20 protein-coding genes are annotated in these 21798 nt (G+C 67.4%); 6 read left to right on the plus strand and 14 right to left on the minus strand.

Going from position 1 to position 21798, the window contains the following annotated elements; all coding sequences use genetic code 11:
* The first annotated feature begins 54 nt into the window (after positions 1 to 54).
* A complete protein-coding gene (locus ACW9TV_RS01590) occupies positions 55 to 1230 on the plus strand; it encodes an aromatic ring-hydroxylating oxygenase subunit alpha (RefSeq protein WP_494304120.1) in 1176 nt (391 codons plus the stop codon).
* A 4-nt stretch (positions 1231 to 1234) separates the two neighbouring features.
* Positions 1235 to 2863: a phytoene desaturase family protein gene (locus ACW9TV_RS01595; protein WP_494304121.1), complete on the plus strand. Its 1629-nt coding sequence runs from the start codon at positions 1235 to 1237 to the stop codon at positions 2861 to 2863.
* Here ACW9TV_RS01595 and ACW9TV_RS01600 read toward each other — a convergent pair.
* The 4 genes from ACW9TV_RS01600 to ruvB form a co-directional block, all read right to left on the minus strand.
* Complete coding sequence (locus ACW9TV_RS01600; protein WP_494304122.1) at positions 2834 to 4063, minus strand: APC family permease; 1230 nt, start codon at positions 4061 to 4063, stop codon at positions 2834 to 2836. The two genes, ACW9TV_RS01595 and ACW9TV_RS01600, sit on opposite strands and share 30 nt — an antisense overlap.
* A 77-nt stretch (positions 4064 to 4140) precedes the next feature.
* Positions 4141 to 6540: a TonB-dependent receptor gene (locus tag ACW9TV_RS01605; protein ID WP_494304123.1), complete on the minus strand. Its 2400-nt coding sequence runs from the start codon at positions 6538 to 6540 to the stop codon at positions 4141 to 4143.
* A 123-nt stretch (positions 6541 to 6663) separates the two neighbouring features.
* Positions 6664 to 8262 carry a sulfotransferase family protein gene (locus ACW9TV_RS01610; RefSeq protein WP_494305011.1) on the minus strand — a complete coding sequence of 533 codons (1599 nt, stop codon included), beginning with the start codon at positions 8260 to 8262 and terminating at the stop codon, positions 6664 to 6666.
* A 33-nt stretch (positions 8263 to 8295) separates the two neighbouring features.
* Positions 8296 to 9327 carry a Holliday junction branch migration DNA helicase RuvB gene (gene ruvB, locus ACW9TV_RS01615; protein ID WP_494304124.1) on the minus strand — a complete coding sequence of 344 codons (1032 nt, stop codon included), beginning with the start codon at positions 9325 to 9327 and terminating at the stop codon, positions 8296 to 8298.
* A gap of 36 nt (positions 9328 to 9363) precedes the next feature.
* Here ruvB and ACW9TV_RS01620 point away from each other — a divergent pair, with 36 nt between their 5' ends.
* Positions 9364 to 10476, plus strand: coding sequence for a dipeptidase (locus tag ACW9TV_RS01620; protein ID WP_494304125.1), 1113 nt, complete (start codon positions 9364 to 9366; stop codon positions 10474 to 10476).
* Here ACW9TV_RS01620 and ruvA read toward each other — a convergent pair.
* The 5 genes from ruvA to ACW9TV_RS01645 form a co-directional block, all read right to left on the minus strand.
* Positions 10473 to 11072, minus strand: a complete 600-nt coding sequence (gene ruvA, locus ACW9TV_RS01625) for a Holliday junction branch migration protein RuvA (RefSeq protein WP_494304126.1) — start codon at positions 11070 to 11072, stop codon at positions 10473 to 10475. The genes ACW9TV_RS01620 and ruvA overlap by 4 nt on opposite strands.
* Entirely contained in the window at positions 11069 to 11551 is a 483-nt protein-coding gene (gene ruvC / locus ACW9TV_RS01630) for a crossover junction endodeoxyribonuclease RuvC (protein ID WP_494305012.1), read from the minus strand. Before ruvC ends, ruvA begins: the two co-directional genes overlap by 4 nt.
* Positions 11551 to 12291: a YebC/PmpR family DNA-binding transcriptional regulator gene (locus ACW9TV_RS01635; protein ID WP_494304127.1), complete on the minus strand. Its 741-nt coding sequence runs from the start codon at positions 12289 to 12291 to the stop codon at positions 11551 to 11553. Before ACW9TV_RS01635 ends, ruvC begins: the two co-directional genes overlap by 1 nt.
* A gap of 220 nt (positions 12292 to 12511) precedes the next feature.
* The gene (locus ACW9TV_RS01640) at positions 12512 to 13291 is read right to left on the minus strand and encodes an FAD binding domain-containing protein (protein ID WP_494304128.1); all 780 of its coding nucleotides are present in this window, start codon (positions 13289 to 13291) and stop codon (positions 12512 to 12514) included.
* 5 nt (positions 13292 to 13296) lie between these two features.
* Positions 13297 to 13782, minus strand: a complete 486-nt coding sequence (locus tag ACW9TV_RS01645) for a (2Fe-2S)-binding protein (protein WP_494304129.1) — start codon at positions 13780 to 13782, stop codon at positions 13297 to 13299.
* Positions 13783 to 13876: 94 nt separating this feature from the next.
* Here ACW9TV_RS01645 and ACW9TV_RS01650 point away from each other — a divergent pair, with 94 nt between their 5' ends.
* Positions 13877 to 14365, plus strand: coding sequence for a GNAT family N-acetyltransferase (locus ACW9TV_RS01650; RefSeq protein ID WP_494304130.1), 489 nt, complete (start codon positions 13877 to 13879; stop codon positions 14363 to 14365).
* A 4-nt stretch (positions 14366 to 14369) separates the two neighbouring features.
* On the opposite strand, the gene ACW9TV_RS01655 is transcribed toward ACW9TV_RS01650, so the two are convergent.
* Positions 14370 to 14615: a DUF2312 domain-containing protein gene (locus ACW9TV_RS01655; protein ID WP_494304131.1), complete on the minus strand. Its 246-nt coding sequence runs from the start codon at positions 14613 to 14615 to the stop codon at positions 14370 to 14372.
* Between the two features lie 77 nt (positions 14616 to 14692).
* Between ACW9TV_RS01655 and ACW9TV_RS01660 the strand changes: the two genes are divergently transcribed.
* Positions 14693 to 16060, plus strand: a complete 1368-nt coding sequence (locus ACW9TV_RS01660) for an MATE family efflux transporter (RefSeq protein ID WP_494304132.1) — start codon at positions 14693 to 14695, stop codon at positions 16058 to 16060.
* Positions 16057 to 16695, plus strand: coding sequence for a queuosine precursor transporter (locus tag ACW9TV_RS01665; protein ID WP_494304133.1), 639 nt, complete (start codon positions 16057 to 16059; stop codon positions 16693 to 16695). Before ACW9TV_RS01660 ends, ACW9TV_RS01665 begins: the two co-directional genes overlap by 4 nt.
* A gap of 245 nt (positions 16696 to 16940) precedes the next feature.
* Here the strand turns inward: ACW9TV_RS01665 and ACW9TV_RS01670 are convergent, their stop codons facing one another.
* The 4 genes from ACW9TV_RS01670 to ACW9TV_RS01685 are packed head-to-tail and all read right to left on the minus strand — an operon-like array spanning position 16941 to position 21711.
* Positions 16941 to 17708: an SDR family NAD(P)-dependent oxidoreductase gene (locus tag ACW9TV_RS01670; RefSeq protein WP_494304134.1), complete on the minus strand. Its 768-nt coding sequence runs from the start codon at positions 17706 to 17708 to the stop codon at positions 16941 to 16943.
* 11 nt (positions 17709 to 17719) lie between these two features.
* Positions 17720 to 19666 (minus strand): S9 family peptidase, encoded by a 1947-nt coding sequence (locus ACW9TV_RS01675; RefSeq protein ID WP_494304135.1) that lies wholly within the window; start codon positions 19664 to 19666, stop codon positions 17720 to 17722.
* A gap of 9 nt (positions 19667 to 19675) precedes the next feature.
* A complete protein-coding gene (locus ACW9TV_RS01680) occupies positions 19676 to 21025 on the minus strand; it encodes a flavin-containing monooxygenase (RefSeq protein ID WP_494304136.1) in 1350 nt (449 codons plus the stop codon).
* A gap of 14 nt (positions 21026 to 21039) precedes the next feature.
* Positions 21040 to 21711, minus strand: a complete 672-nt coding sequence (locus tag ACW9TV_RS01685) for a YoaK family protein (RefSeq protein WP_494304137.1) — start codon at positions 21709 to 21711, stop codon at positions 21040 to 21042.
* Positions 21712 to 21798 lie beyond the last annotated feature (87 nt).

The raw sequence follows: 21798 nt of genomic DNA on the forward strand, positions 1-21798 counted from the left end.
GATTGCCGCCCGGGCGCGAGCTTGTTATACACTTGTGCAACAACGGAGCAGACCATGGCCGCGCAGCCCGACGAAACGCCCGATCCCGACGCCGACTGGTCGCTGCCCGCCTGGATCTACCATGATCCGGAATGGCATGCCGCCGAATGCACGCGGGTGCTGCGGCCGTCCTGGCAGATCGTCTGCCACCTGAACGATATCCCGAACCCGGGCGACTGGCAGAGCCTGGAATTCCTGGGCGAAAGCATCCTCGTCGTTCGCGGCGAGGATGGGCGCCCCCGCGCCTTCACCAACGTGTGCCGGCACCGCGGGTCCCGCATCGTGGACGGGGTGTCGGGCTGCGCGAAGAAGCTGGTCTGCCCCTATCACGCCTGGGTCTATGAACTGGACGGCCGGCTTTCGGGCGTGCCGATGAAATCCGCCTATCCCGCCTTCGACATGGCGGCGCACGGGCTTTCCCCTGTCGAGCTCGAGGTGTGGCGCGGCTTCCTCTTCGTGCGGCTGGCTGCCGGGCTGCCCAGCGTGGCGGAGATGATGGCCCCCTGGGATGCCGAAGTCGCACCCTGGCGCTTCGAAGCGATGCAGCCGCTCGCCCCGGTCCGGTCCCGTCCGCGCGCGGTGAACTGGAAGAACCTCTGCGACAATTACAGCGACAATCTGCACATCCTGCCCGCCCACCCCGGCCTGCGGCGGATGTTCGGGCCGAACTATGAGACGAAGGCGGCGAAATGGTCCGACTGGCTGGGCGGGCCGCTTCAGGAACCGGGCAGGGGCGCAAGCTGGTCGGAACGCGTCTATCACCGCTTCCTGCCCTCGGTGGCGCATCTGCCGGCCGATCGGCGCAAACATTGGTGGTACATCAAGCTGTGGCCCAACATCGCGTTCGACATCTACCCGGACCAGATCGATTTCATGCAGTTCATCCCCACCGGGCCGACCACGACGGTGCTTCGGGAAATCAGCTATGCCCTGCCCGATGACAGGCGCGAAATGCGCGCCGCCCGCTATGCGAACGGGCGCGTGAACCGGCTCGTGAACGCCGAAGACACCGAACTGGTGGCGCGCGTGCAGGCCGGGATGCAATCCGGACGCTTCACCGTGGGGCCGCTTTCCGAAACCGAGGTCTGCCTGCGCAGCTTCGCGGCGAAGCTTCGCACCATCCTTCCGGAGGCGCGCCTCCATCACCCGCCGGCTCCGGGCTGGAGCCGCCGCTACCTGCAGGGCGCCTGACCCCATGACCAGCCGATACGACGCCCTCATCATCGGCGGCGGCCACAACGGCCTCGTCTGCGCCTTCTATCTGGCCCGCGCGGGGCTGAAGGTGCGGGTGCTGGAAGCCCGCGACATCGTCGGCGGCGCCTGCGTCACCGAAGAGTTCGCGCCCGGCTTCCGCAATTCCACCGCCAGCTACACCGTCAGCCTGCTCAGGCCGAAGGTGATCGCGGACATGAAGCTGCACGATCATGGCTTCCGCATCGTCGAGCGCACCATCTCCAACTTCTTCCCGCTGGATGGCGATTATCTGAAGCTGGGCGGCGGCGCGGCGCGCACCCGGGCCGAGTTCGCCCGCTTCTCGAAGAAGGATGCAGAAACCTTCCCCGCCTATGAAGAGGCACTGGAAGGCGTGGCCGAAGTGCTCCGCACGCTCTCCCTGAAAACCCCGCCCAACGCGGGCGGCGGGGTTCGGGCGCTGCTGGCCGCCGCCGCCCAGGGCCGCCCACTGATGGGGCTCGACACAGAGGCGCAGCGCGACGTGCTGGACCTTTTCGTCAAATCCGCACGCGACTTTCTGGATGGCTGGTACGAAAACGAAACCGTGAAGGCGGCCTTCGGCTTCGACGCGGTGGTGGGCAACTATGCCAGCCCCGACACGCCCGGCTCGGCCTATGTCCTTCTTCACCATGTGTTCGGCGAAGTGAACGGCAAGAAGGGCATGTGGGGCCATGCCGTCGGCGGCATGGGCGCGATCACCCAGGCGATGGCGAAGGCCTGCGAACTGGCGGGCGTGGAAATCAGCCTGGAGTCGCCCGTTTCCGAAGTGCTGGTGGATGGCGGCCGGGCCGCGGGGGTAAGGCTTGCAAGCGGCGAGGAGATCGCCGCCGGCATCGTCGCCGCCAATGTGGGCCCCGCCCTGCTCTACCGGCAGCTTGTGAAGCCGTGCGACCTGCCGGCCGAATTCGTGCGCCGCATGAAAACCTTCCGCACCGGTTCCGGCACCTTCCGCATGAACGTCGCGCTGTCCGAGCTGCCCGATTTCCGTGTGTTGCCCGGCCGGGAAAAGGCCGAACACCACACATCGGGCATCATCATCGCCCCCAGCCTCGATTACATGGACCGCGCCTTCACCGATGCGAAGACCGATGGCTGGTCGAAGCAGCCCATCATCGAGATGAAGCTGCCCAGCACGGTCGATGACAGCCTCGCCCCCGAAGGCCGGCATGTCGCCAGCCTGTTCTGCCAGCAGTTCGCCCCGGATCTGCCGCCGGCCGCCGACGGGCGCACTCGCAGCTGGGACGATGTGCGCGAGGAGGTGGCGGACCACATCATCGACTGCGTGACGCAGCACGCCCCGAACTTCAGAAGCGCGGTGATTGCGCGGCAGATCCATTCCCCGCTGGATCTCGAACGCAAGTTCGGCCTGATCGGCGGCGACATCTTCCACGGGCGGATGAGCCTGGACCAGCTGTGGGCGGCCCGCCCCATCCTTGGTCATGGCGATTACCGAAGCCCCATCGCTGGCCTCTACATGTGCGGATCCGGCACCCATCCGGGCGGCGGCGTCACCGGCGCGCCAGGGCACAATGCCGCGCACGAGATCCTGGCGGACCGCTCGCTATTCGGGCGGCTTTTCCGCCGCGCCTGAACGAGCGTCCGAACGCGCCCAGACATACAGCGGCAGCCCGGCCAGCATCAGTACAAGGCTGAGCAGGCTGACGCCGATTCCGGCGCCGAAGAGCGTCCAGACGGAAAAGGCCAGCGCCGGAAGCGCGGTCAGAACGCCGATTCGGAACTTCAGCGCCGTCAGCGCGCAGGCCAGGTACAGCCACAGGGTGGTGGAGGTGGTCAGCAGCGCCATCGCGTTGAACAGGCCGCCAAGCGTCGGTGATGCGGTGGATCCGATCAGTAGCGCGACCACCCCGCTACCCAGAAGCAGCGCCCGAACCGGCGTCCCCGCGCGGCCCGTCCGTCCCGCCCAGGCAGGCAGCATCCCGCGCCGGGCCATCGCACCGGGCAGCTCGCCGCTCATCAGAACGAAGCCGTTCATCGCACCCAGGGCGCTGACAGCCGCGAACGCGGCAATCAGCTTCGCCAGCCCGGGCGTTGACACCTGCTCGACAAAATCCGCAAACGGCGCGTTCGAGGCAGCCAGCCGCGCTTCGGGCATCAGCAGCACGATGCCGGAACAGACCAGCAAATAGAGCGCGCCGACGAACAGGGTGCCGGCCACCATCGCGCGCGGAATGTTGACCTCCGGCCGGATGATCCGGTCGGATGCGCCCGTCACCGTTTCGAAGCCCAGAAGTGCGAACAGGGTGATGGCGCCGGCCGCCGACACCGCCGGAAGCGAAAGCCCGCCGGCCGGAAAGGGCCGCACGGCGGCGACGCCCTCCCGGCCCAGCAGCAGGCCCATCAGCAGGATCACCAGCAAAAGCGGAACCAGCTTCATCAGCATGGTTGCGATCTGCACCCGCCCGGCCATGCGGACACCGGCAAGATTGATCAGCGAAACAGCAGCCAGAAACCCCAGCGACGCCAGCGCGGGCCAGCGGGCAAGGGCGGGCGCGAACACCGAGAGATAGCTGGCCGCCGCGGCCGCCAGCGCGGCGACGGACGTCCACAACCCCACCAGGAACGACCAGCCGATCAGGAAGCCGATGACGGGGCCGAAGGCACGGGCGACATAATCCGCCGGACTTCCGGAATCGGCGAAGCGGCGGCCTAGCGCCGCCATCGTCAGCGCGATCGAAACGGCGCCCAGGATGGAAACGCCCCATCCGGCAACCGCGTTCCACCCGAAGGGGGCCAGGCTGGCCGGCAGCAGGAACACGCCCGAGCCGATCATCGAGCCGACGACGAGCGCGAAGCAGGCGAGGAACCCCAGCCGCCGGTCCGGCGCCGGGGTTCGCTCGCCGCGTTCGGTCAGAACCGGCGGCCCAGCTTCAGGCCGATGGTCCGCGGACGCAGCGTATAGTTGTAGAAGATGCCGCCCGAAGCCGTCAGCCCGTCAGGATCCCCACAGGTCGTCTCGGGGCACTGGACACTGCGCGAGGTGATGGCGTTGCTGTCGAACAGGTTGGTCGCATAGAGCTCGAAAGACCATTTGTCGCGGCTGATGCCGGCGCTCAGATCAACCATCGTGTAAGAGGGGAAATCCCCCACGATGTCGCGCACGCCGACCCTGAGATCGCCGTTGCGAGACCCTTCGTAGATGATCGCGCCCTGCAGATGCGCATCGAGGCCGTTGCCCATCGTCCATTCGTAGCGGCCAACGGCGTTGCCCTTGAAGCGCGGCGTGTCCGGCAGGCGCGTGCCCGATGGCGCCAGCACGTCGTTCGGCAGGCCGCCCGGGCCGGGCAAGGTGCAGTCCTGGTTCGGGTTTGCAAAGGCGCAGAAGTCCGTCACCAGCTTGGCATCATTGTAGCTGCCGCTGGCTGACAGGGTGAGGCCCGGTGCCGGGGCCCAGGTCAGATCCGCCTCGAAGCCGCGGATGCGTCCGTCCCCTGCGTTGGTCACCACGGTCAGGCCGTTTTCGCCAAGCGCGGAAAACTGGATGTCCCGCCAGTTCAGCTGATAGATCGCGCCGTTGAAACGCAGGCTGTTGTCGGCCCAGCTCGTTTTCCAGCCCAGTTCGAAATTGTCGAGCTGATCCGACAGGTAGGGGGCAAGGCCGCCGCGCCGGTTGACCCCGCCGGGGCGGAACCCGCGCGAAAAGGTGGCATAGACCAGCGCATCATCGTTGAACTTGTAGGTGAGGTTCACCTTCGGCAGCCAGCCGGTGTCGCTGGTGGTGCGATCGAGGTTGGTGCAGGGCGCGCCGTTCACTTCGGAGGGCGCGAAGCACTGGGATTCGCCTGTCTTGCTGCTGAAACCCGCCGAATAGCCGAAGAAGCCGATCAGCGAATTCTTGTACTTGTACACCCGTGTGCCGCCGGTCAGCGTCAGCTGGTCGGTGATGTCCCAGGCCAGTTCGCCGAACGCGGCATAATCGCGGTCGATCCGCCGCTGGCGGGTCAGCCAGATGTTGCTGTCCGTGCCCGACACCGTGATCGAGTCGGCGATCCCGTCGATCACATAATGTTCCTCGATGTCGTTCTGCTGCCGCTGATAGAACAGGCCGACGATCGCCCGGACGGGCTTGTCCTGGGCAGATGTCAGCCGCAGTTCATGGCTCTGCCGCTTGTAGCGCGGGCGGGACTGGACATACTGGTTCGGGCTGATGATGTTGCCTGCGTTGTCGTAGATATAGGCGCCGGATCCGAACAGGCTGTCATAGAAATAGGCGTAATCGGAATAGTCGCTGTCGGCCGGCGTCTTGCGCTTCATGTAGCCGCCTGAATAGACGAGATCCCAGTTTCCGATATTTCCTTCGATGGTCAGCGCCGCCTGGAACCAGTCATCCTTGCCCCATTCGGGGTTGTACTGGGCCACCTGCCGCTTGCCCAGGCCGGTTTCCTCGCCGAAGAAGCCGTTGGCCTTCTGCTTCTGGCCCATGATCGTGGGCGTGATCGTCCAGTCGTCGTCCAGTTCGATCCCCAGCGCCAGGCGGCCGCCCAGCGTCTCCACGTCGTTGTAATCCTTCTTCACATACGGCGCGGTCGTCGCGGTGATGCCCGACGTGGGATAGACGCGCGTCTGAAGGATGTTGTCGATGTAGCCGGCTTCCTTCTTGTACCAGCCGACGGCCCGCACCGCGACCCGGTCGCTCAGCGGCGCATTGACATAGCCCTGCAGCACGCCACCGATGCCGCCATCGGCCACGCTGTTCACCTCCGCATCGACGCTGGCGGAAAAGGCCGACGTGTCGGGCCGGTTCGTGATCAGGCGGATGGTGCCAGCCATGCTGGACGCGCCGAACAGCGTGCCCTGCGGCCCGGCCAGCGCCTCGACCCGCGCCAGGTCATAGACATGCACGTCCACCGCGCCCGAAATGGTGGTGACGGGCTGTTCATCCAGATAGATGCCGACCGTCGGCTGCGAGGTGGAGTGATTGGCGTTCTCGCCCGACGAAACGCCGCGGAAATAGACCTTCGCCGTACCGGGGCCAGAGGACTGGAAGGTGACCGACGGCAGGAACCGCACATAATCGTTGAACGACTGCACCTGCAGGTTCGACAGCGTCTGCGTGTCGAACGCCTGCACGCTGATGGGCACGTCCTGAAGGTTCTGCGTGGTCTTGGTAGCAGTGATGATGATCTCGCCCAGGCCCGTTTCGGCGGTCGGGGCCGTCTGGGCCGAGGCCAGCGCGGGAAAGACGAGTGATGACGACAGCAGCAGGCCCCGCACGGCGATGCGCGCAGCCCTCTTGTCCTGGACTTCCATGGATACCCCCTGTGATCGGGCGGCCGTTCGCAGGACGCCTCGGATGGTCGGTGTCAATCCTCCCCGGGCCTGTGCCGGCCCCTGCACCCCCGCTTGTGGCACAGGGTGTGCAGGCACAGACTGCTACACGTCCGGGTAGCTGTCCAGCGCGGAACCGATGGCCGCCTTCAGCGGCCCCAACCATTCGTCATACTGTTGCCAATGATCCACAGCCGAGGCGTAGAGCGGGGTGCGCACCTGCTCGGAACTGGCGGTGCGCACCGCGCGCGCCGTCTCGTGGAAGTTCAGGCAGGCGGGCTCGAACGCCAGCCCGCAATAGTCCAGAAGGGCGCGGATCTCGGCCTCCGGGTCGGCCACCATGCGTTCGTAGATCACGCGATGAACCCGCCCCGGCAGCACCTCGTCGAAATGCGCCATCAGCCGGGCATAGTCCCGCCAGTAGCGGCCGATATCCTGAAGATCATAGCTGAAGGCCTGGCCGCGCGCGAAATGCTGCTTGAAGCCGGAAAAGCAGCAGCCCAGCGGATGCCGCCGTGCATCGATGATCTTCGCGTTCGGCAGGATCAGGTGGATGAGGCCCGTGTGCAGGAAATTGTTGGGCATCTTGTCGATGAAATAGGGCCTGTCCGTCTTTCGCTGGATGCGAGTCCGTTCCAGATACTCCTCGCCCAGCGCGCGGATCTGCGCGACGTCCAGCGCCGCCACCCGGTCCGCGAAGCGGGGGCCCTGCCCGTCCTTCTGCCGCTCCCCCAGTCGCCGCGCCATGGCGATGATGTCGGGCAGTTCCATCGTTCCCTCGACAAGACTGTGCGAGGACAGGATCTGTTCGATGAGCGTCGAGCCCGATCGCGGCAGGCCCACCACGAAGATGGGGTCGGGCGCGGGGAAGCCCATCCCTGCGCGCGCTTCGAAGAAGGCGCGGCTATAGAGCCCACGTACCTGCTCGACATTGGCCGTCGTGTCGTCCGCGCTGTAATCCAGCTGGGCGCGGCGAAGCGCGTTGCCTCGGGCATAATGGCCGAAGCTCGCCGCCCAGTTGCGCCGGTCCTCCTGCGCCTTGCCCAGCGCGAATTCCAGGTGGAACCGGTCCTCATCCGTCAGCGCATCGGATCCCAATGCCGTTTCCATCGCGGCGATGTCGGCCTCGGTGAACGTCACCGTCTTAAGGTTGGCGAGGCTCCACCAGGCCTCGCCCAGCGCCGGGGCCTGTTCGATGGCGCGGCGATAGGCGGCCACGCTGTCAGCCTGCCGGCCCACGGTCTTCAGCGAATGGCCATAGCTCATCCAGGCCATCGGCTGGGCCGGATGGCGCTCCAGCAGCGCCTCATAGACATCGATCGCGGCCTGATAATCGCCCAGCCGAACCAGGATCGCGGCCCGCAGCACATGATAGCCGGGCGCATCCGGATCGCGGGCCAACAGTCGGTCGATCTCGGCCAGCGCCTCCTGCGCCTTGCCCTGCCGCTGCAGCACCACGGCCAGATTGTGGCGCGCGGCGTGGAAATCCGGGGCGAGTTCCAGGGCCCGGCGCAGCAGCTTTTCCGAATCGGCATAGCGGCCGATCCGGCCCGCCAGTTCCGCCAGCATGCGGATCGCTGGCACATCGGTGGGGTGCTGCTTCAGCCGGGCCCGCAGCGCCCGTTCCGCCACGGGCAGATCGCCCGCCGCCAGCGCGGCAGCGGCCGAAAGCAGCTCAGGGTCGGCGGTGGCGGCGCGCAGCATCTCGTCGAGGTCAGACGCCTGCGTCGTCACGGGTCAGCCGCCGTTCTCGTCCAGCGGCAGCTCCGCCTGGCCCTGCGGCGCCTTGAGGCCCAGATGGGCCCAGGCCGGCGCGTTCAGCACCCGCCCCCGCGCCGTCCGGGCAACAAGCCCGGTCTGGATCAGATAGGGCTCCACCACATCCTCCAGCGTGTCCCGCGCTTCCGACAGGCCGGCCGCCAACGTCTCGATGCCGACAGGGCCGCCGCGATAGAGGTCCGCGATCATCCACAGATAGCGCCGATCCTGCGCGTCGAGCCCCAGCCGGTCCACTTCCAGCCGGCTGAGGGCATTGTCGGCAAAGGCGGCGTCGACAGGCTCCGCGCGGCCGGCGGCGAAATCCCGCACCCGCCGCAGCAGACGGCCGGCGATCCGGGGTGTCCCCCGTGCGCGCTTCGCGATCTCGCGCGCGCCGTCGTCCGTCAACGACAGGCGCAGCAGGCTGGCGGCCCGCGTCACCACCGAATGCAGCTCGGCCTCGGTATAGAAGACCAGCCGCACCGGAATCCCGAACCTGTCCCGCAGCGGCTGCGTCACGAGGCCGGCGCGAGTCGTGGCCCCCACCAGGGTGAAGGGCGGCAGATCCACGCGGATCGACCGCGCGGACGGCCCCTCGCCGATCATCAGATCCAGCGCCCGGTCTTCCATCGCCGGATAGAGGATTTCCTCCACATTGGGTGCGAGCCGGTGGATCTCGTCGATGAACAGCACATCGTTCGGCTCGAGATTGGTGAGCAACGCGGCGAGATCGCCCGCCTTGGCGATGACGGGGCCCGATGTCGCGCGGAAGCCCACGCCCATTTCCCGCGCCACGATCTGCGCCAGCGTGGTCTTTCCAAGGCCCGGCGGCCCCGCCAGAAGCACATGATCCAGCGCATCGCCCCGGTGGCGGGCCGCGTCGATGAAGACGCGCAGATTTTCGCGCGCGGCCTGCTGACCGACGAATTCGGCAAGGCTTTTCGGGCGGAGCGCGGCGTCCGCATCCTCGGGCCGGGCGGCCGGATTGATCAGCCTGTCGGCATCGTCCATGAACCAGGTCTCTAGCAGGGACGGAAGGGGCGGCAAGTGCTGACGCGGCGGATGGTGATGGCGGCAGGCGCCGCGACGATGCTGGCCCCTTCGATGCTGCGCGCGGCCACGCCGAAATGGTTCGCGAACGCCCTCGTGATCGACGGGCTTTCAGGCCTTGGCGACCCCTATGCGCCCGAGACGCAGACGCGGCTTTCCGACCGGGCAATGAAGGAGCTGCGACAGACGGGCCTGACGGCGCTGCGCACCACACTGGTGCCGGTGGGCAACCAGCCCGATGTGTGGGAACGGGTGAACGACTTCATGGACAGCATGGATTCGGTGTTCGCCGCGAACCCGGATTTCCTGATGAAGGTGAAGACCGCCGCCGACATCGAGGCCGCGAAGAAGGCCGGCAAGCTGGGCATCCTCTATGGCACGCAGGACACGGCGATGGTCGGCACCGATCTCGATCGGCTGGGCAAGATGAAGGAACGGGGCGTCCGCTGCGTGCAGCTGACCTACAACCTGCGCAACCTTTCGGGTGACGGGTCGCTGGAGCCGGACAATGCCGGGCTGTCCAGGCTGGCCAAGGCGACGATCGAGCGGATCGAGGCGGAGAAGCTTCTGTTCGACCTTTCCCACGGGGGCGCACGCACCATCCGCGAGGGGCTGGCGCAGGCGAAACGCCCGCCAACGATCAGCCACACCGGCTGCCGCGACCTGCACGACAATCCCCGCAACGTCTTCGACGCCGACATGCGGACGGTGGCCGACAAGGGCGGGGTGGTGGGCATCTACTTCATGCCCTTCCTGGTGGCGAACTCGCAGCCGACGACGGCGGACGTGGTGCGGCACATCGAACATGCCTGGAACGTGTGCGGCGAAGATCATGTGGGCATCGGCACAGACAACGGCCCGCTGGCGCAGCTGATCGACGACGAGGCCCGCAGGCGGGCGCGCGAGGAAAACGCCTATCGAACGAAGATGGGCTTCGCCGCACCGGGCGAAGGGCCCGATGTGTTCCCGCTGGTGATGGACCTGAACCGGGTGGACCGATTCCAGCATCTGGCCGAAGCGCTTGTGGCGCGCGGGCATGGGCAGGCGCGGCTCGAGAAGCTGTTCGGGCAGAACCTGCTGCGGCTGTACCGGGACGTCTGGGGCAGCTAGCGGCTGGCGCGCTTCAGCGATTCCCGGATGAGGGCCGGGGTGGACTGCCCTTCCCCCACATCCCGCAGGGCCTGTGCGACGGCGCGTGTGGCCTCGGCCGTGCGGAAGCCCAGGGACTCAAGCGCCGCGATCGCGTCCGCCTCGGACGAAGCTGGCCGGTGGACACCGGGCAGAACCTGATCGGCCACACCGCCGGCGGCCGGGGCCTTGCCCTTCAGTTCGGTGGTGATGCGGGCGGCAAGGCGCGGGCCGACGCCCTGGGCGCGGGCGATCATCGCCTTGTCATCCAGCGTGATCGCGCGGCTCAGTTCATCGGCCGACAGTGCGCCCAGGATCGCCAGCGCCACCTTGCCGCCAACGCCCTGCACACTGGTGAGGAGGCGGAACCAGTCCCGCTCGCCCGCATGGGCGAAGCCGAACAGGGTTATGGCGTCTTCGCGGACCTGGGTTTCGACCAGCAGGAAGATGGCCGCGCCCGGCTCAAGGCTGCCAAGCGTGCGGCTGGAGGCCTGTACCAGATAGCCGACGCCGCCCACTTCGATCACGGCATGATCGGGGCCGACATGCTGGGCGATGCCCTTCAGGGACGCGATCATGCGGCGCCCGCTTTCGGGGCGGTTCTTAGATGGGCGTGGGCAATCGCCACCGCCAGCGCGTCCGCCTCATCCTCGCCAAGACTGCCGCAGCCCGGAAGCAGCCGCTGCACCATCGCCATCACCTGCGCCTTTTCCGCCGCGCCGGTGCCGGTGACGGCCTTTTTCACCAGCCGGGTTGCATGTTCGGCAACCGGCAGATGCGCAACCGCCAGCAGCACGACGCCGCGCGCCTGCCCCAGCTTCAGCGTGCTCTGCGGGTTCCTGTTGACGAAAACCTCTTCCACGGCAGCTTCATTGGGGGTGTGCGCGACCAGCAGCGCACACAGGCCCGCATGCAGCCGGCCCAGCCGGGCCGCGAGCGGTTCGGATGCGCTGGTGGAAATCGCGCCGTGGGCGAGATGCCGCAACCTGTTCCCTTCGGCCTCGATGAGGCCCCAGCCGGTGCGCGACAGGCTCGGGTCCAGGCCGAGAATTCGGATCACAGCTGGGCCATCACCTCGTCCGGAACGTCGTAGTTGCCATAGACATTCTGGACATCGTCCAGATCTTCCAGCGCGTCGATCATCTTCAGCAGCTGCTGGGCGGTTTCGGCGCCGACTTCGACCCATTCCTTGGGCCGCCAGGCAAGCTTCGCGCCGGCATTGTCGCCCAGCGCGGCTTCCAGCGCCTTGGCCACTTCGTGCAGGGCGTCGGCCGCGGTCCAGATCTCATGCTCGTCCTCGCCGGATTCCACATCGTCGGCCCCGGCCTCGAGGGCGGCTTCGAATACCTTGTCCGCGCTGCCGGCAGAGGCCGGATAGGTGATGAGTCCGAGCCGTTCGAACCCGTGGGAGACGGAACCCGAGGAGCCGACATTTCCGCCGTTCTTGGAAAAGGCGGTGCGCACGTCCGTCGCGGTGCGGTTGCGATTGTCCGTGAGCGCCTCGACGATGACGGCGACGCCGCCGGGGCCGAAGCCTTCGTAGCGGATCTCCTCGTAATTCTCCGCGTCGCCGCCCTCGGCCTTCTTCAACGCCCGGTCGATATTGTCCTTGGGCATGGAATTGGCCTTGGCGGTGGCAATCACGGCGCGCAGGCGCGGATTGAATTCGGGATCCGAATTGCCACCCTTTGCCGCCGTGGTGATTTCCCGCGCGAGCTTCGAGAACAGCTTCGACCGCTTCGCATCCTGCGCACCCTTGCGGTGCATGATGTTCTTGAACTTGGAATGACCTGCCATGACGTCGCGCCTTAAGCCGGGACAAGACGTTTGAAAAGAGCAGGCGCGCAGCTGCCGCGCGACGAGCAGATCGGCATGCGATCAATCCCGATTATCCGTTTTGGTTATTGAAATATTGAAAATTGTTCCACGTGGAACATCGTCCTACACTATCTTTTCAAGATGTTATGCGAGTGCAGTGTAGGAAGATGGTCAGTAATCGGCACACGGACGCCGAAGATCATCCGAGCTGTGCCGCCGCCTTGCGGAGCATGACCCCGGCCAGATGCCCGCGGAATTCCGCGCTGGCGTGGATGTCGCTCGCCAGATCGTCGGAGGCGAGGCTGAGGCCTTCGAGGCTTTCGCCCGTGTCGAGGGCGGCTTCCGCGCCTGTCCAGCGCATCACGCCCATGGTCGCCCCCGTCACCGCCACGCGATGGCCTTCGGTGAAGCGCGCCACGAAAAGGCCCGCGAGCGCGTAGCGGCTGGCGGGGTGGGGGTGCTTGGCGTAGGCGGCGGCCTGCGGCACCCGGAAGCGGACGGCGGTGATGATCTCCCCGTCGGCGAGGGCGGTTGCGAACATGCCCTGGAAATAATCCTCCGCCGCGTGGCTGCCCTGGGTGGTTTCAAGGACGGCATCGAGCCCCAGCGCGGCGGCCGGCCAGTCGGCGGCGGGATCATTGTTGGCGAGGCTGCCGCCCAGCGTGCCCCGGTTGCGCACCTGCGGATCGCCGATGCCGCCCGCGAGGACGGCGAGCGCCGGGACAGACTGGCGGACGAGGGCGTCGCGCGCGACCTTCGCGTGGCGGGCGTTTGCCCCGATCCGCAGATGATCGCCTTCGCGGGCGATGCCGTCGAGGCCGGGAATGGCGGTGAGATCGATGAGCGTTTCCACCATCCGCAGCCGGGCCTTCATGGCCGGGATCAGCGTGTGGCCGCCGGCCAGATAGGCGGCGTCGCCCCGGAAGGCGCTGCCCGCTTCGGCAAGGCTTTTCGGTCGGATCAGGGTGAAGGGGTGCATGGGCCTTACTCCGTCTCGCCGGCGGGGGCGTGCATGGCGCGGGCGCCGATGCGGATCGCTTCGACAATGTGCTGGTAGCCGGTGCAGCGGCAGAGATTGCCTTCCAGTTCGTGGCGGATGACCTCGTCCGAAGGTTCCGCGCCATGGCGTTCGGCGATTGCGATTCCAGCGACGACCATGCCTGGCGTGCAGAAGCCGCATTGCAGGCCGTGGGCCTGACGGAAGGCGGCCTGCATGGGATGCAGATGCGCTTCCGTTCCCAGTCCCTCGATCGTGGTGACGCGCGCGCCTTCCAGCGTGGCGACGAGCAGGGTGCAGGCCTTGGCGCTTTCGCCATCCACCAGCACGTTGCAGGCGCCGCACTGGCTGGTGTCGCAGCCGATGTGCGTTCCGGTGAGGCCGAGCGTGTCGCGCAGATATTCGGTGAGGAGGATTTCATCCGGCGCCTCGGCGGTGTGCGCCGCGCCGTTCAGGGTGAATGTGGTTCGCATGCCGGCTGCCTCCTTCCATGCCTGTTAGCGCGGGGGCCCCGGCGGGGCCAGTGCGTTGATTGCACAGGCCGGCCGATGCCGATACCCGGGGAACATGCATATCCGCCCTGCCCGCCCCGACGACGCCGCCGCGATTGCCGGCATCATCCTGCCCGTCATCCGCGCCGGCGAAACCTATGCGCTGGACCCGGCCATGCCCGAGGCGGATGCGCTGGCCTACTGGCTGGGCACAGACCGGGAGACGTTCGTGGCCGAGGCGGACGGCGAGATCCTGGGCACCTACTATATCCGGGCGAACCAGGCCGGCGGCGGCGCCCATGTGGCCAACTGCGGCTACATGACAGCGGCGGCGGCGACCGGGCGCGGGGTGGCGCAGGCGATGTGCCTGCATTCGCTGGCGCATGCGAAGGCGCGCGGCTTCCGGGCGATGCAGTTCAATTTCGTGGTGAGCACCAACGAACGGGCGGTCCGGCTGTGGCAGCGGCTGGGGTTCGTGGTGGTGGGCCGGCTGCCCGGCGCGTTCCGCCACCCCGCGTTGGGGGACGTGGACGCGCTGGTGATGTTCCGGGCGCTGGCCGACTGAGTGCTCAGACCTCCAGACCGAGGGCGGCCTTGTAGGTTTCCAGCAGCGCTTCCATTTCGGCGCGGGCGTTGGTGTCCATCTTGCGCAGGCGGACGATGGTGCGCATCGTCTTCACGTCGTAGCCGTTCGCCTTGGCTTCGGCATAGGTGTCCTTGATGTCGTCGGCGATGCCGCGCTTTTCTTCTTCCAGTGTTTCGATCCGTTCGATGAACAGCTTCAGCTGCTCGGCGGAGACGTTCGCGCTCGACATGGGATTCCCTTGATTCGGATGGTCGGTTGCCTGCTAGGGTGCTTTGCGCGGGACGGCAACATCGCTATGCGCCGCCGATGGATGCGGTGCCGCACAGATCTGATGGCGCGCCAGAGGGCAGCTACCGGGAACTGCTGAAGCTGGCAGGCCCGAACGTGCTGTCGCGCCTGGGCATCATGGCGATGGGGCTGACGGACGCCATCGTCGTCGGCCATTATTCGGCGGTCGAGCTTGGCTATCATGCGCTGGGCTGGGCGCCGACGGTGACGGTGCTGGTGGCGGGAATCGGCCTGCTGCTGGGCGTGCAGGTGCTGACGGCGCGGCATATCGGGGCCGGGCGGCCGGAACGGACCGGGCCCGTGCTGCGGCGTGGCGTCTCCTATGCGCTGCTGATCGGGGTTGCTTCGACGGCGGTGCTGGTGGCCCTGGGGCCGCCGGTGTTGCGCAACATGGGGCTGGAGCCATCGCTGGCCGCCGGGGCGAGCGCGGCGCTGATCGTGTTTTCCCTGAGCCTGACGCCCTATCTGATCGCGGATTCGATGTGGTTCTGGCTGGAGGCGCAGGGGCGGCCGCAGGTGCCGATGGTGGCGATGTGGATCGCCAACGCCATCAACCTGGCGCTGGCGCTGTGGCTGGTGCCGGGGCTTTCGCCCTTCCCGGTGGCCGGAGCGGTGGCGGCCGGCTGGGTGACGCTGGTGGCGCGCATCGCGCTGATGCTGATGCTGGGCTGGTGGATCTGGCGCTGGCCGCAGGCGCACGAGATGGGCGTGTTCCGGCCGAGCCCGCCCGACCGGGCCGAGGCGCGGGAACAGCGGCGGATCGGCTATGCCTCCGGCGTGAGCTATGCGATCGAGGCGGGGGCCTTTTCCGGCATGAACTTCGTGGCGGCGCAGCTGGGCGTGCTGGTGGTGGCGGCCTGGGCCGTGGTGCTGAACGTCGCGGCGGCGGTGTTCATGGTGCCGATGGGGATCGCGGCGGCGACCGCCGTGCTGGTTTCGCGCGGGGTGGGTGCGGGCAATGTGGACGCCGTGAAGCGGGCCTTCGGCATGGGGATGCGCCTGGCGCTGGGGGCGCTGCTGCTGCTTTCGCTGTTCGTGTTCCTGGACCGGGAGCTGGTCGCAAGCGCCTATTCCGAGGACCCGGCGCTGCTGGCGATGGCAGGCAGCGCGCTGCTGCTTTCCTGCCTGTTCTTCATGGCCGACGGCGCCCAGGTCGTCGCTTCCAACGCGCTGCGGGCGCGGGGCGACATCTGGTGGCCGACGGGCATGCATTTCGTGAGTTATGTGGTGATCATGATCCCGGTGGCCTGGTGGCTGGCGGTGGTGCGGGGCGGCGGGCTCGACGGGATCATCTGGGCGGTTATCGTGGCGAGCCTGATTTCAGGGGGCGCGCTGACGGCGCGTTTCTACTGGCTGGGCGATCGGATGAAGCAGGTGGACGGATGAGTGACGCAACGGATGTGAAGGCCGCGCCGGCGAAATCGCTGCAGCAGTTCGCGGTTCTATATGGCGGCCTGCTGGTGGTGGCGGGGGTGCTGGGCTTCAAGCTGATCAAGCTGGGGCCGCTGGCGGTGCCCGGGGGGGTCTTCGGCTTCCTGCTGGCGATCGTGGTGACGAACGCGACGGCCGAGCTGCACGGGCGGCCGGTGGCGCAGCGCATGGTGCTGATGGGCTTCGTGCCGCTGCTGTTCTCTGTCGGGCTGATGCAGCTGGTGCTGGCGCTGCCCCCGGCGGCCGGCTGGGACGGGCAGGCGGTGGCCGAGCAGGTGATGGGCAGCTCGATGCGGCTGATCCTGGCCGGGATCGTGGCCTATGGCATTTCCCAGACGCTGGACGTGACGATCTTCACCTGGATGCGCGGGCAGCCGGGCGGGCACATGCTGTGGCTGCGCGCGACGGTGGCGGCCTTCGTGGCCCAGACGGTGGACACGCTGATCTTCGTGACGATCGCCTTCTACGGCAAGTTCGCGCTGTTGCCGGTGATCGGCGGCCAGCTGGCCGCCAAGGCACTGGTCTGGGGGCTGGCGATCCCGCTGCTGTATCTGGCGGTCGCGGTGGGCCGGCGGCTGGACCGGGGCTGAAACCGCGCGCGCCTGTCGGGGAAGTTTACAATTTCGCGACGGGCACCGAAAAATGGTTAACGGCTTGTTGGCCGTTTCCAGCGACTTGGCGAAGCGGCGGCAAATGGCACCGATCTTGCTTCGGGAATGCTGTAGCCGAGCTCTTCCGCTAGGGTTGGAAGAGGCCCCGGGGCCGGACGCGGTCCCGGGGTTCTTCTGCTGGTGCAGGCGGGCTTCCCGGCTGGTGGCTCAGGCTGTCAGCGTCCCTAGTGCGCTGTGTAGCCGCCGTCGACGACCAGTTCGGCGCCGGTCATGAAGCTGGATTCATCGGAGGCAAGGAAAAGGATTGCATCCGCGATCTCGCGCGGGACGCCGAAGCGGCCGATCGGGTGGGCGGCGATCAACTGGTCGCGCATCTCGTTGCCATTTTCGGCCTGCTGCAGTGCAGTCGCCACCATCGGCGTGTCGATGAAGCCGGGGTGGACGCTGTTCACCCGGATGCCGAGCGGGGCCCATTCCAGTGCCGCCGCCTTGGTGAGCAGCAGCACCCCGCCCTTCGAGGCGCAATAGGCCCCGGCGTTGGGAAGGCCCACCTTCCCGAGGATGGAGGAGAGGTTGATGACGGAGCCGCCGCCCGATTCCGCGATCACCGGCCCGCAGGCACGCATCCCCAGGAACACGCCATCGAGGTTGACCGACAGGATGCGCCGCCAGTGATCGAACGGCAGGTCGGCCAGCGGTGTGCTTTCGCCCGCTACGCCCGCGTTGTTCACCAGCACATGCAGCCCGCCGAAGGCGGCCTTCGTGGCCGCGACGACATCCGCCCAGCCCTGTTCCGAGGCGACATCCTGATGGTGGTATTCCGCCCGGCCGCCTTCGGCGCGGATGCCGCGCACCACCTCGTCCGCGCGTTCGTCGACCACGTCCGTCAGCATCACGGCCGCGCCCTCGCGCGCCAGCCGCCGGGCGGTTTCCGCGCCCAGCCCCATGGCCGCGCCGGTTACCAGCGCGACCTTGCCTGCCACCCTCCCCATGTGCGTCTCCTCTAGTCCTTCTTGAACAGCTTCTGCAGGAACAGCGTCTCGACCTCCCGGCGGAGGTCGTTGTTCGGCTTCTTCTGGAAGCCATGGCCTTCATCCGCGAACAGGACATACCATGTCTCGTTCCCGTTCGCGCGAAGCCGGGCCACCACCTGGTCGGATTCCGATTGCGGCACGCGCGGATCGTTCGCGCCCTGCATGATCAGCATGGGTTTCGTGATCTTGCCGATGTTCGCCATGGGGGAAATGCGGGCGAAGACCTTCTGCATCGCCGGATCGCGCTCGTCGCCATATTCGGCGCGGCGGTTATCCCGGCGATAGGCTTCGGTGTTGTTGAGGAAGGTGGTGAAGTCGCTGATGCCATAGCGGGCGACGCCGCCGGCGAGTTGATCGGAATAGTGCGTCATCACGGCGAGCGACATGTAGCCGCCGTAGGACTGGCCATAGACGGCGACGCGTGCGGGATCGAGATCAGGCTGGGCCTTCACCCAATCCAGAAGCGCGCCGATGTCCTTCACGCTGTCCTCTCGCTTCGCGGCATTGTCTAGGTTCAGATAGCGGCGGCCGTAGCCATCGGAGCCGCGGACGTTGGGGAGGATGACCGTCGCCTTCAGGGTGTCGGCGAAATATTGCGCGCCATAGTTCCAGATGGGCCTTGTCTGTGCTTCCGGCCCTCCGTGAATGTCGATGATGACGGGGGTGCGGGCATCGGCCGCCACGCCCTTCGGGCGATAGACGAAGGCGGGGATCGATTCGCCGTCGAACGACCGGAAGCGGATAAGGCGCGGTTCCGCGAGGGCGGCGGGATCGAGATCACCCAGTTCGGAGCTGGTCCAGCGGACGAGCTTCGCATCGGCGATGTCCCAGCTCCACACGTCGCCGGCGGAGGTGGCGTTGGTGAAGCCGATGGCGAGGCGCTTGCCATCCGGCGAGAAGCGCAGCGCCTGCAGCACGCCGTTGGGCAGCGCGGGCGCGGGCAGCGCTTTCCCACTGGCGAGATCGAGGAGATGCAGGCGGGAGAAGCCATCCTCGTTCAGCACATAGGCCAACGTGCGGTCATCGGGGGCGAGGGCGAATTCCTCCACGTCCCACTGGCGGGCGCGCTTCGCAGCCGGGGGCGGGGCGATGACGCGCTGCGCGCCTGTCGCCATGTCGAGTTCCACCAGTTGTCGGGTGTCGCTGTTGCGATCGGATATGGCGAGCAGCTTGCCCGGCACCGGGCTGTAGCGCACCGATTCGTAGCGCGCGGCGGGCGCATCGGGGGCGATGCGGGTGACGGCGCCGGTTGCCAGATCCAGTTCGAAGATCCGGTTTTCGCGGTTGGACAGGCTGCGCAGGAAGATGAGGCGGCCGTTACCGGGCGCAATGGCGGCGGGTGCAACCGCGCCATCCGACCTGTGGAGTTCGCGCAGAGGTCCGGGCGCCTGCGGATCGATGCCCAGAATCCTGTAGGCGGCGCTGCCCTTGCGCGCTTCGGCCCAGACGAGCAGGCGGCCATCCTTGCCGACGACGGCGGACTGGTTGCGGGTGCCGGGTTCGGTGAGCTGCCGGGCCGGGCCGGAGATTCCGCGCAGATAGAGCTGGAACCATTCATCGCCGCCGGTATCGCGGCTGAGGACGAAATCCTTCGTGCCCGGAATGGCGAGCGCATTCCCGACGGGTTCGGCCCCGAAGGTGAGCTGGGTGCGGGCAGCGCCGGGGGCTGCCACCTGGTGCAACTGCCGCGTCGTGCCGAAGCGGGTGCCGATCAGGATCGAGCCGTCCGCCAGCCAGTCCTCGAACTCGGCCGCGCGGTTCATCTGGTAGCGCTGCACCGCCGCCGAGACGTCGGCCGGCACGGGGGGCACATTTTCCAGCCGGGCGCTGCCCTGCTGGCGGATTTCCACCGGCGCGGGCGCGGCGAAAGCGGGGACTGCGGTAGCGAGGATCAGGGCAAGGATGACAGGTCGCATGGGGGACTTTCAGGCTGCGGCTCTGGCGTCTGTGTGCGCGCGGCGTTCCCCCTGCGCAAGTTCCGCCTTCAGATCGTGGCAGTAGAGATCGAAATCGACCTGGATCGTGTGCCGCTGGGAGGCATAGTAATGCCCCTTGTGGACGGCTTCGTCGGCGCTGATGATCCGCGCCATTTCGGCGGGCGGCGGCAGGGCGTAGCGCCCTGCGACGCAGGCCGCGAACAGTTTCGACTGCTGTTCCGCGAAGTTGACCAGCGTGGGCAGTGGCTGGGCGAGACCCATGAACCACAGGCCGTGAAGGCGCGGATCGGCCTGCACCATGCGCTTGAACAGCGGCAGGTGATTGTCTTTCAGGGCGACATCCGACGGCGAGAGGAAGGGGAAGCTGAGGCGGTAACCGGTGGCGTGGATGAGGATATCCACCTGTTCCCGGCTGCCATCCGCGAAGACCAGCTGATTTCCGGCCTTTTCGGTGACGATGGGCTTCACCTCTATGTCGCCGTTGCCGCAGCGCAGGAGGAATTCGGAGCTGACGGTGGGGTGCGCCTCCAGCGGTTTGTGGTCAGGCGCGGGGAGGCCGTAATCTTCCATGTTGCCGACCGCCTTGCGCACGGCCCAGGCCCCCAGCCGCCGCTTCAGCCAGCCCGGCACCCAGGCGGGCAGCGGCGTCTTGTCCATCGGCTTGCCGTTCAGATATTTCGGCAGCACCCAGACGCCGCGCCGGGCGGAGACGATGAGCCGGGTGCCGAGCGAGCGCTGGCCGAGTTCGGAAGCGATATCGACCGCGGTGTTGCCCAGGCCGATGACGACGATCGTCTTGCCGCGCGCATCCACGGGTTCGAACGGCGTGCGGTAATCGCGGGCGTGCAGTTCGGTGCCGGTGAAGGTGCCGGGGATTTCCGGGATATTTGGATCCCAGTGGTGGCCGTTGCAGACGGCGACATGGCTGTAGGGGCCGTGGATGGCGGTTTCGCCCCCTGACTTCACCTGTGCATACCAGCCGCCGCCATCCTGCCAGACGCGGACGACCTCGCTGTTGAAGCGGATCAGCGGGCGCAGGCCGAAGTGGTCGACATAGTCGTTGAAGTAGCCCAGCAGCAGGCTGTGGTGCGGAAAATCGGGCCAGTCCGCCGGGCAGGGAAAATCCTCGAACTGGAGGCGCCATTTCGACGTGTCGATGTGCAGCGAGGCATAGGCGGCCGACCGGCCGTTGGGATTGTTGTAGGCCCAGTTGCCGCCGATCCTGTCGGACAGTTCGAACCAGTCGAAGCGGAGGCCCTCGTCCTTCAGGCGCTTGGCGGTTGTGAAGCCGGAGCAGCCGGCGCCGATGAGGAGGACCCTGGGATGTTCATGTGCCATGCCGCACAGGATGTTCAGTTTGGCGGATCGGCGAAACCGGCAGACTTGGGAGTGCGGCGCGCCATCGCGTAGCCCGCCAGCGTGAGGAGCGCGGACAGGCCGGCCGCGATCCACAGGGCGCCCGTGGCGAAGCGCAGCCAGGCGAAGGCCCCCAGCATCCCGCCCGTGACGAGGCCAGCCCACAGCAGCAGCCAGGGGATCCATTCCCAGCGCGGACCGCCCGAGAGCGCAGCCGCCAGCCGGCTGCCGATGCGGACGAGCGTGCCCGTCATGTAGGTGAGGCCGACGGCGACTTCGCCGTTGCGCTGGAACACCATGTTTTCCGCCCCCATGGCGAAGGCGACGAGCAGGAAGGCCCCCGGCGCGGCGCCCGGCTGATGCAGCAGCGCGCCCAGCACGAGCGCCGAAGTGACCAGCAGCAGCACGGCGGGCTTGCGCCAGCGGCCGGCGCGTCGGGCGAGGAGCGAGGCCGATGTCACGCCGGCGACGAAGGCGGCGACGAGGCTGGCGGCGATGGCGGCGGCCGCGCCTTCGCTGGCGAGACCGACGCCGACGCGGGTGCTGTTCCCGCTCATGAAGGAGACGAAGAAGCCGCCCATGCCGAGGAAGCCGACGGCATCGGTGAAGCCGGCAAGGGCGGACAGGCTGGCGGCAAGCGCCTGGGCCGGGCGATCGAGCGACTGCATGGGCGGCAGACTAGGCGCTGAACCCGAAAATGGAAGCGGGCCGCCCCTCTTGCGAGGGACGACCCGTTCCGAGCCCTTTGGCGCGAC

The sequence above is a fragment of the Sandaracinobacter sp. T42 genome, assembly GCF_059115405.1.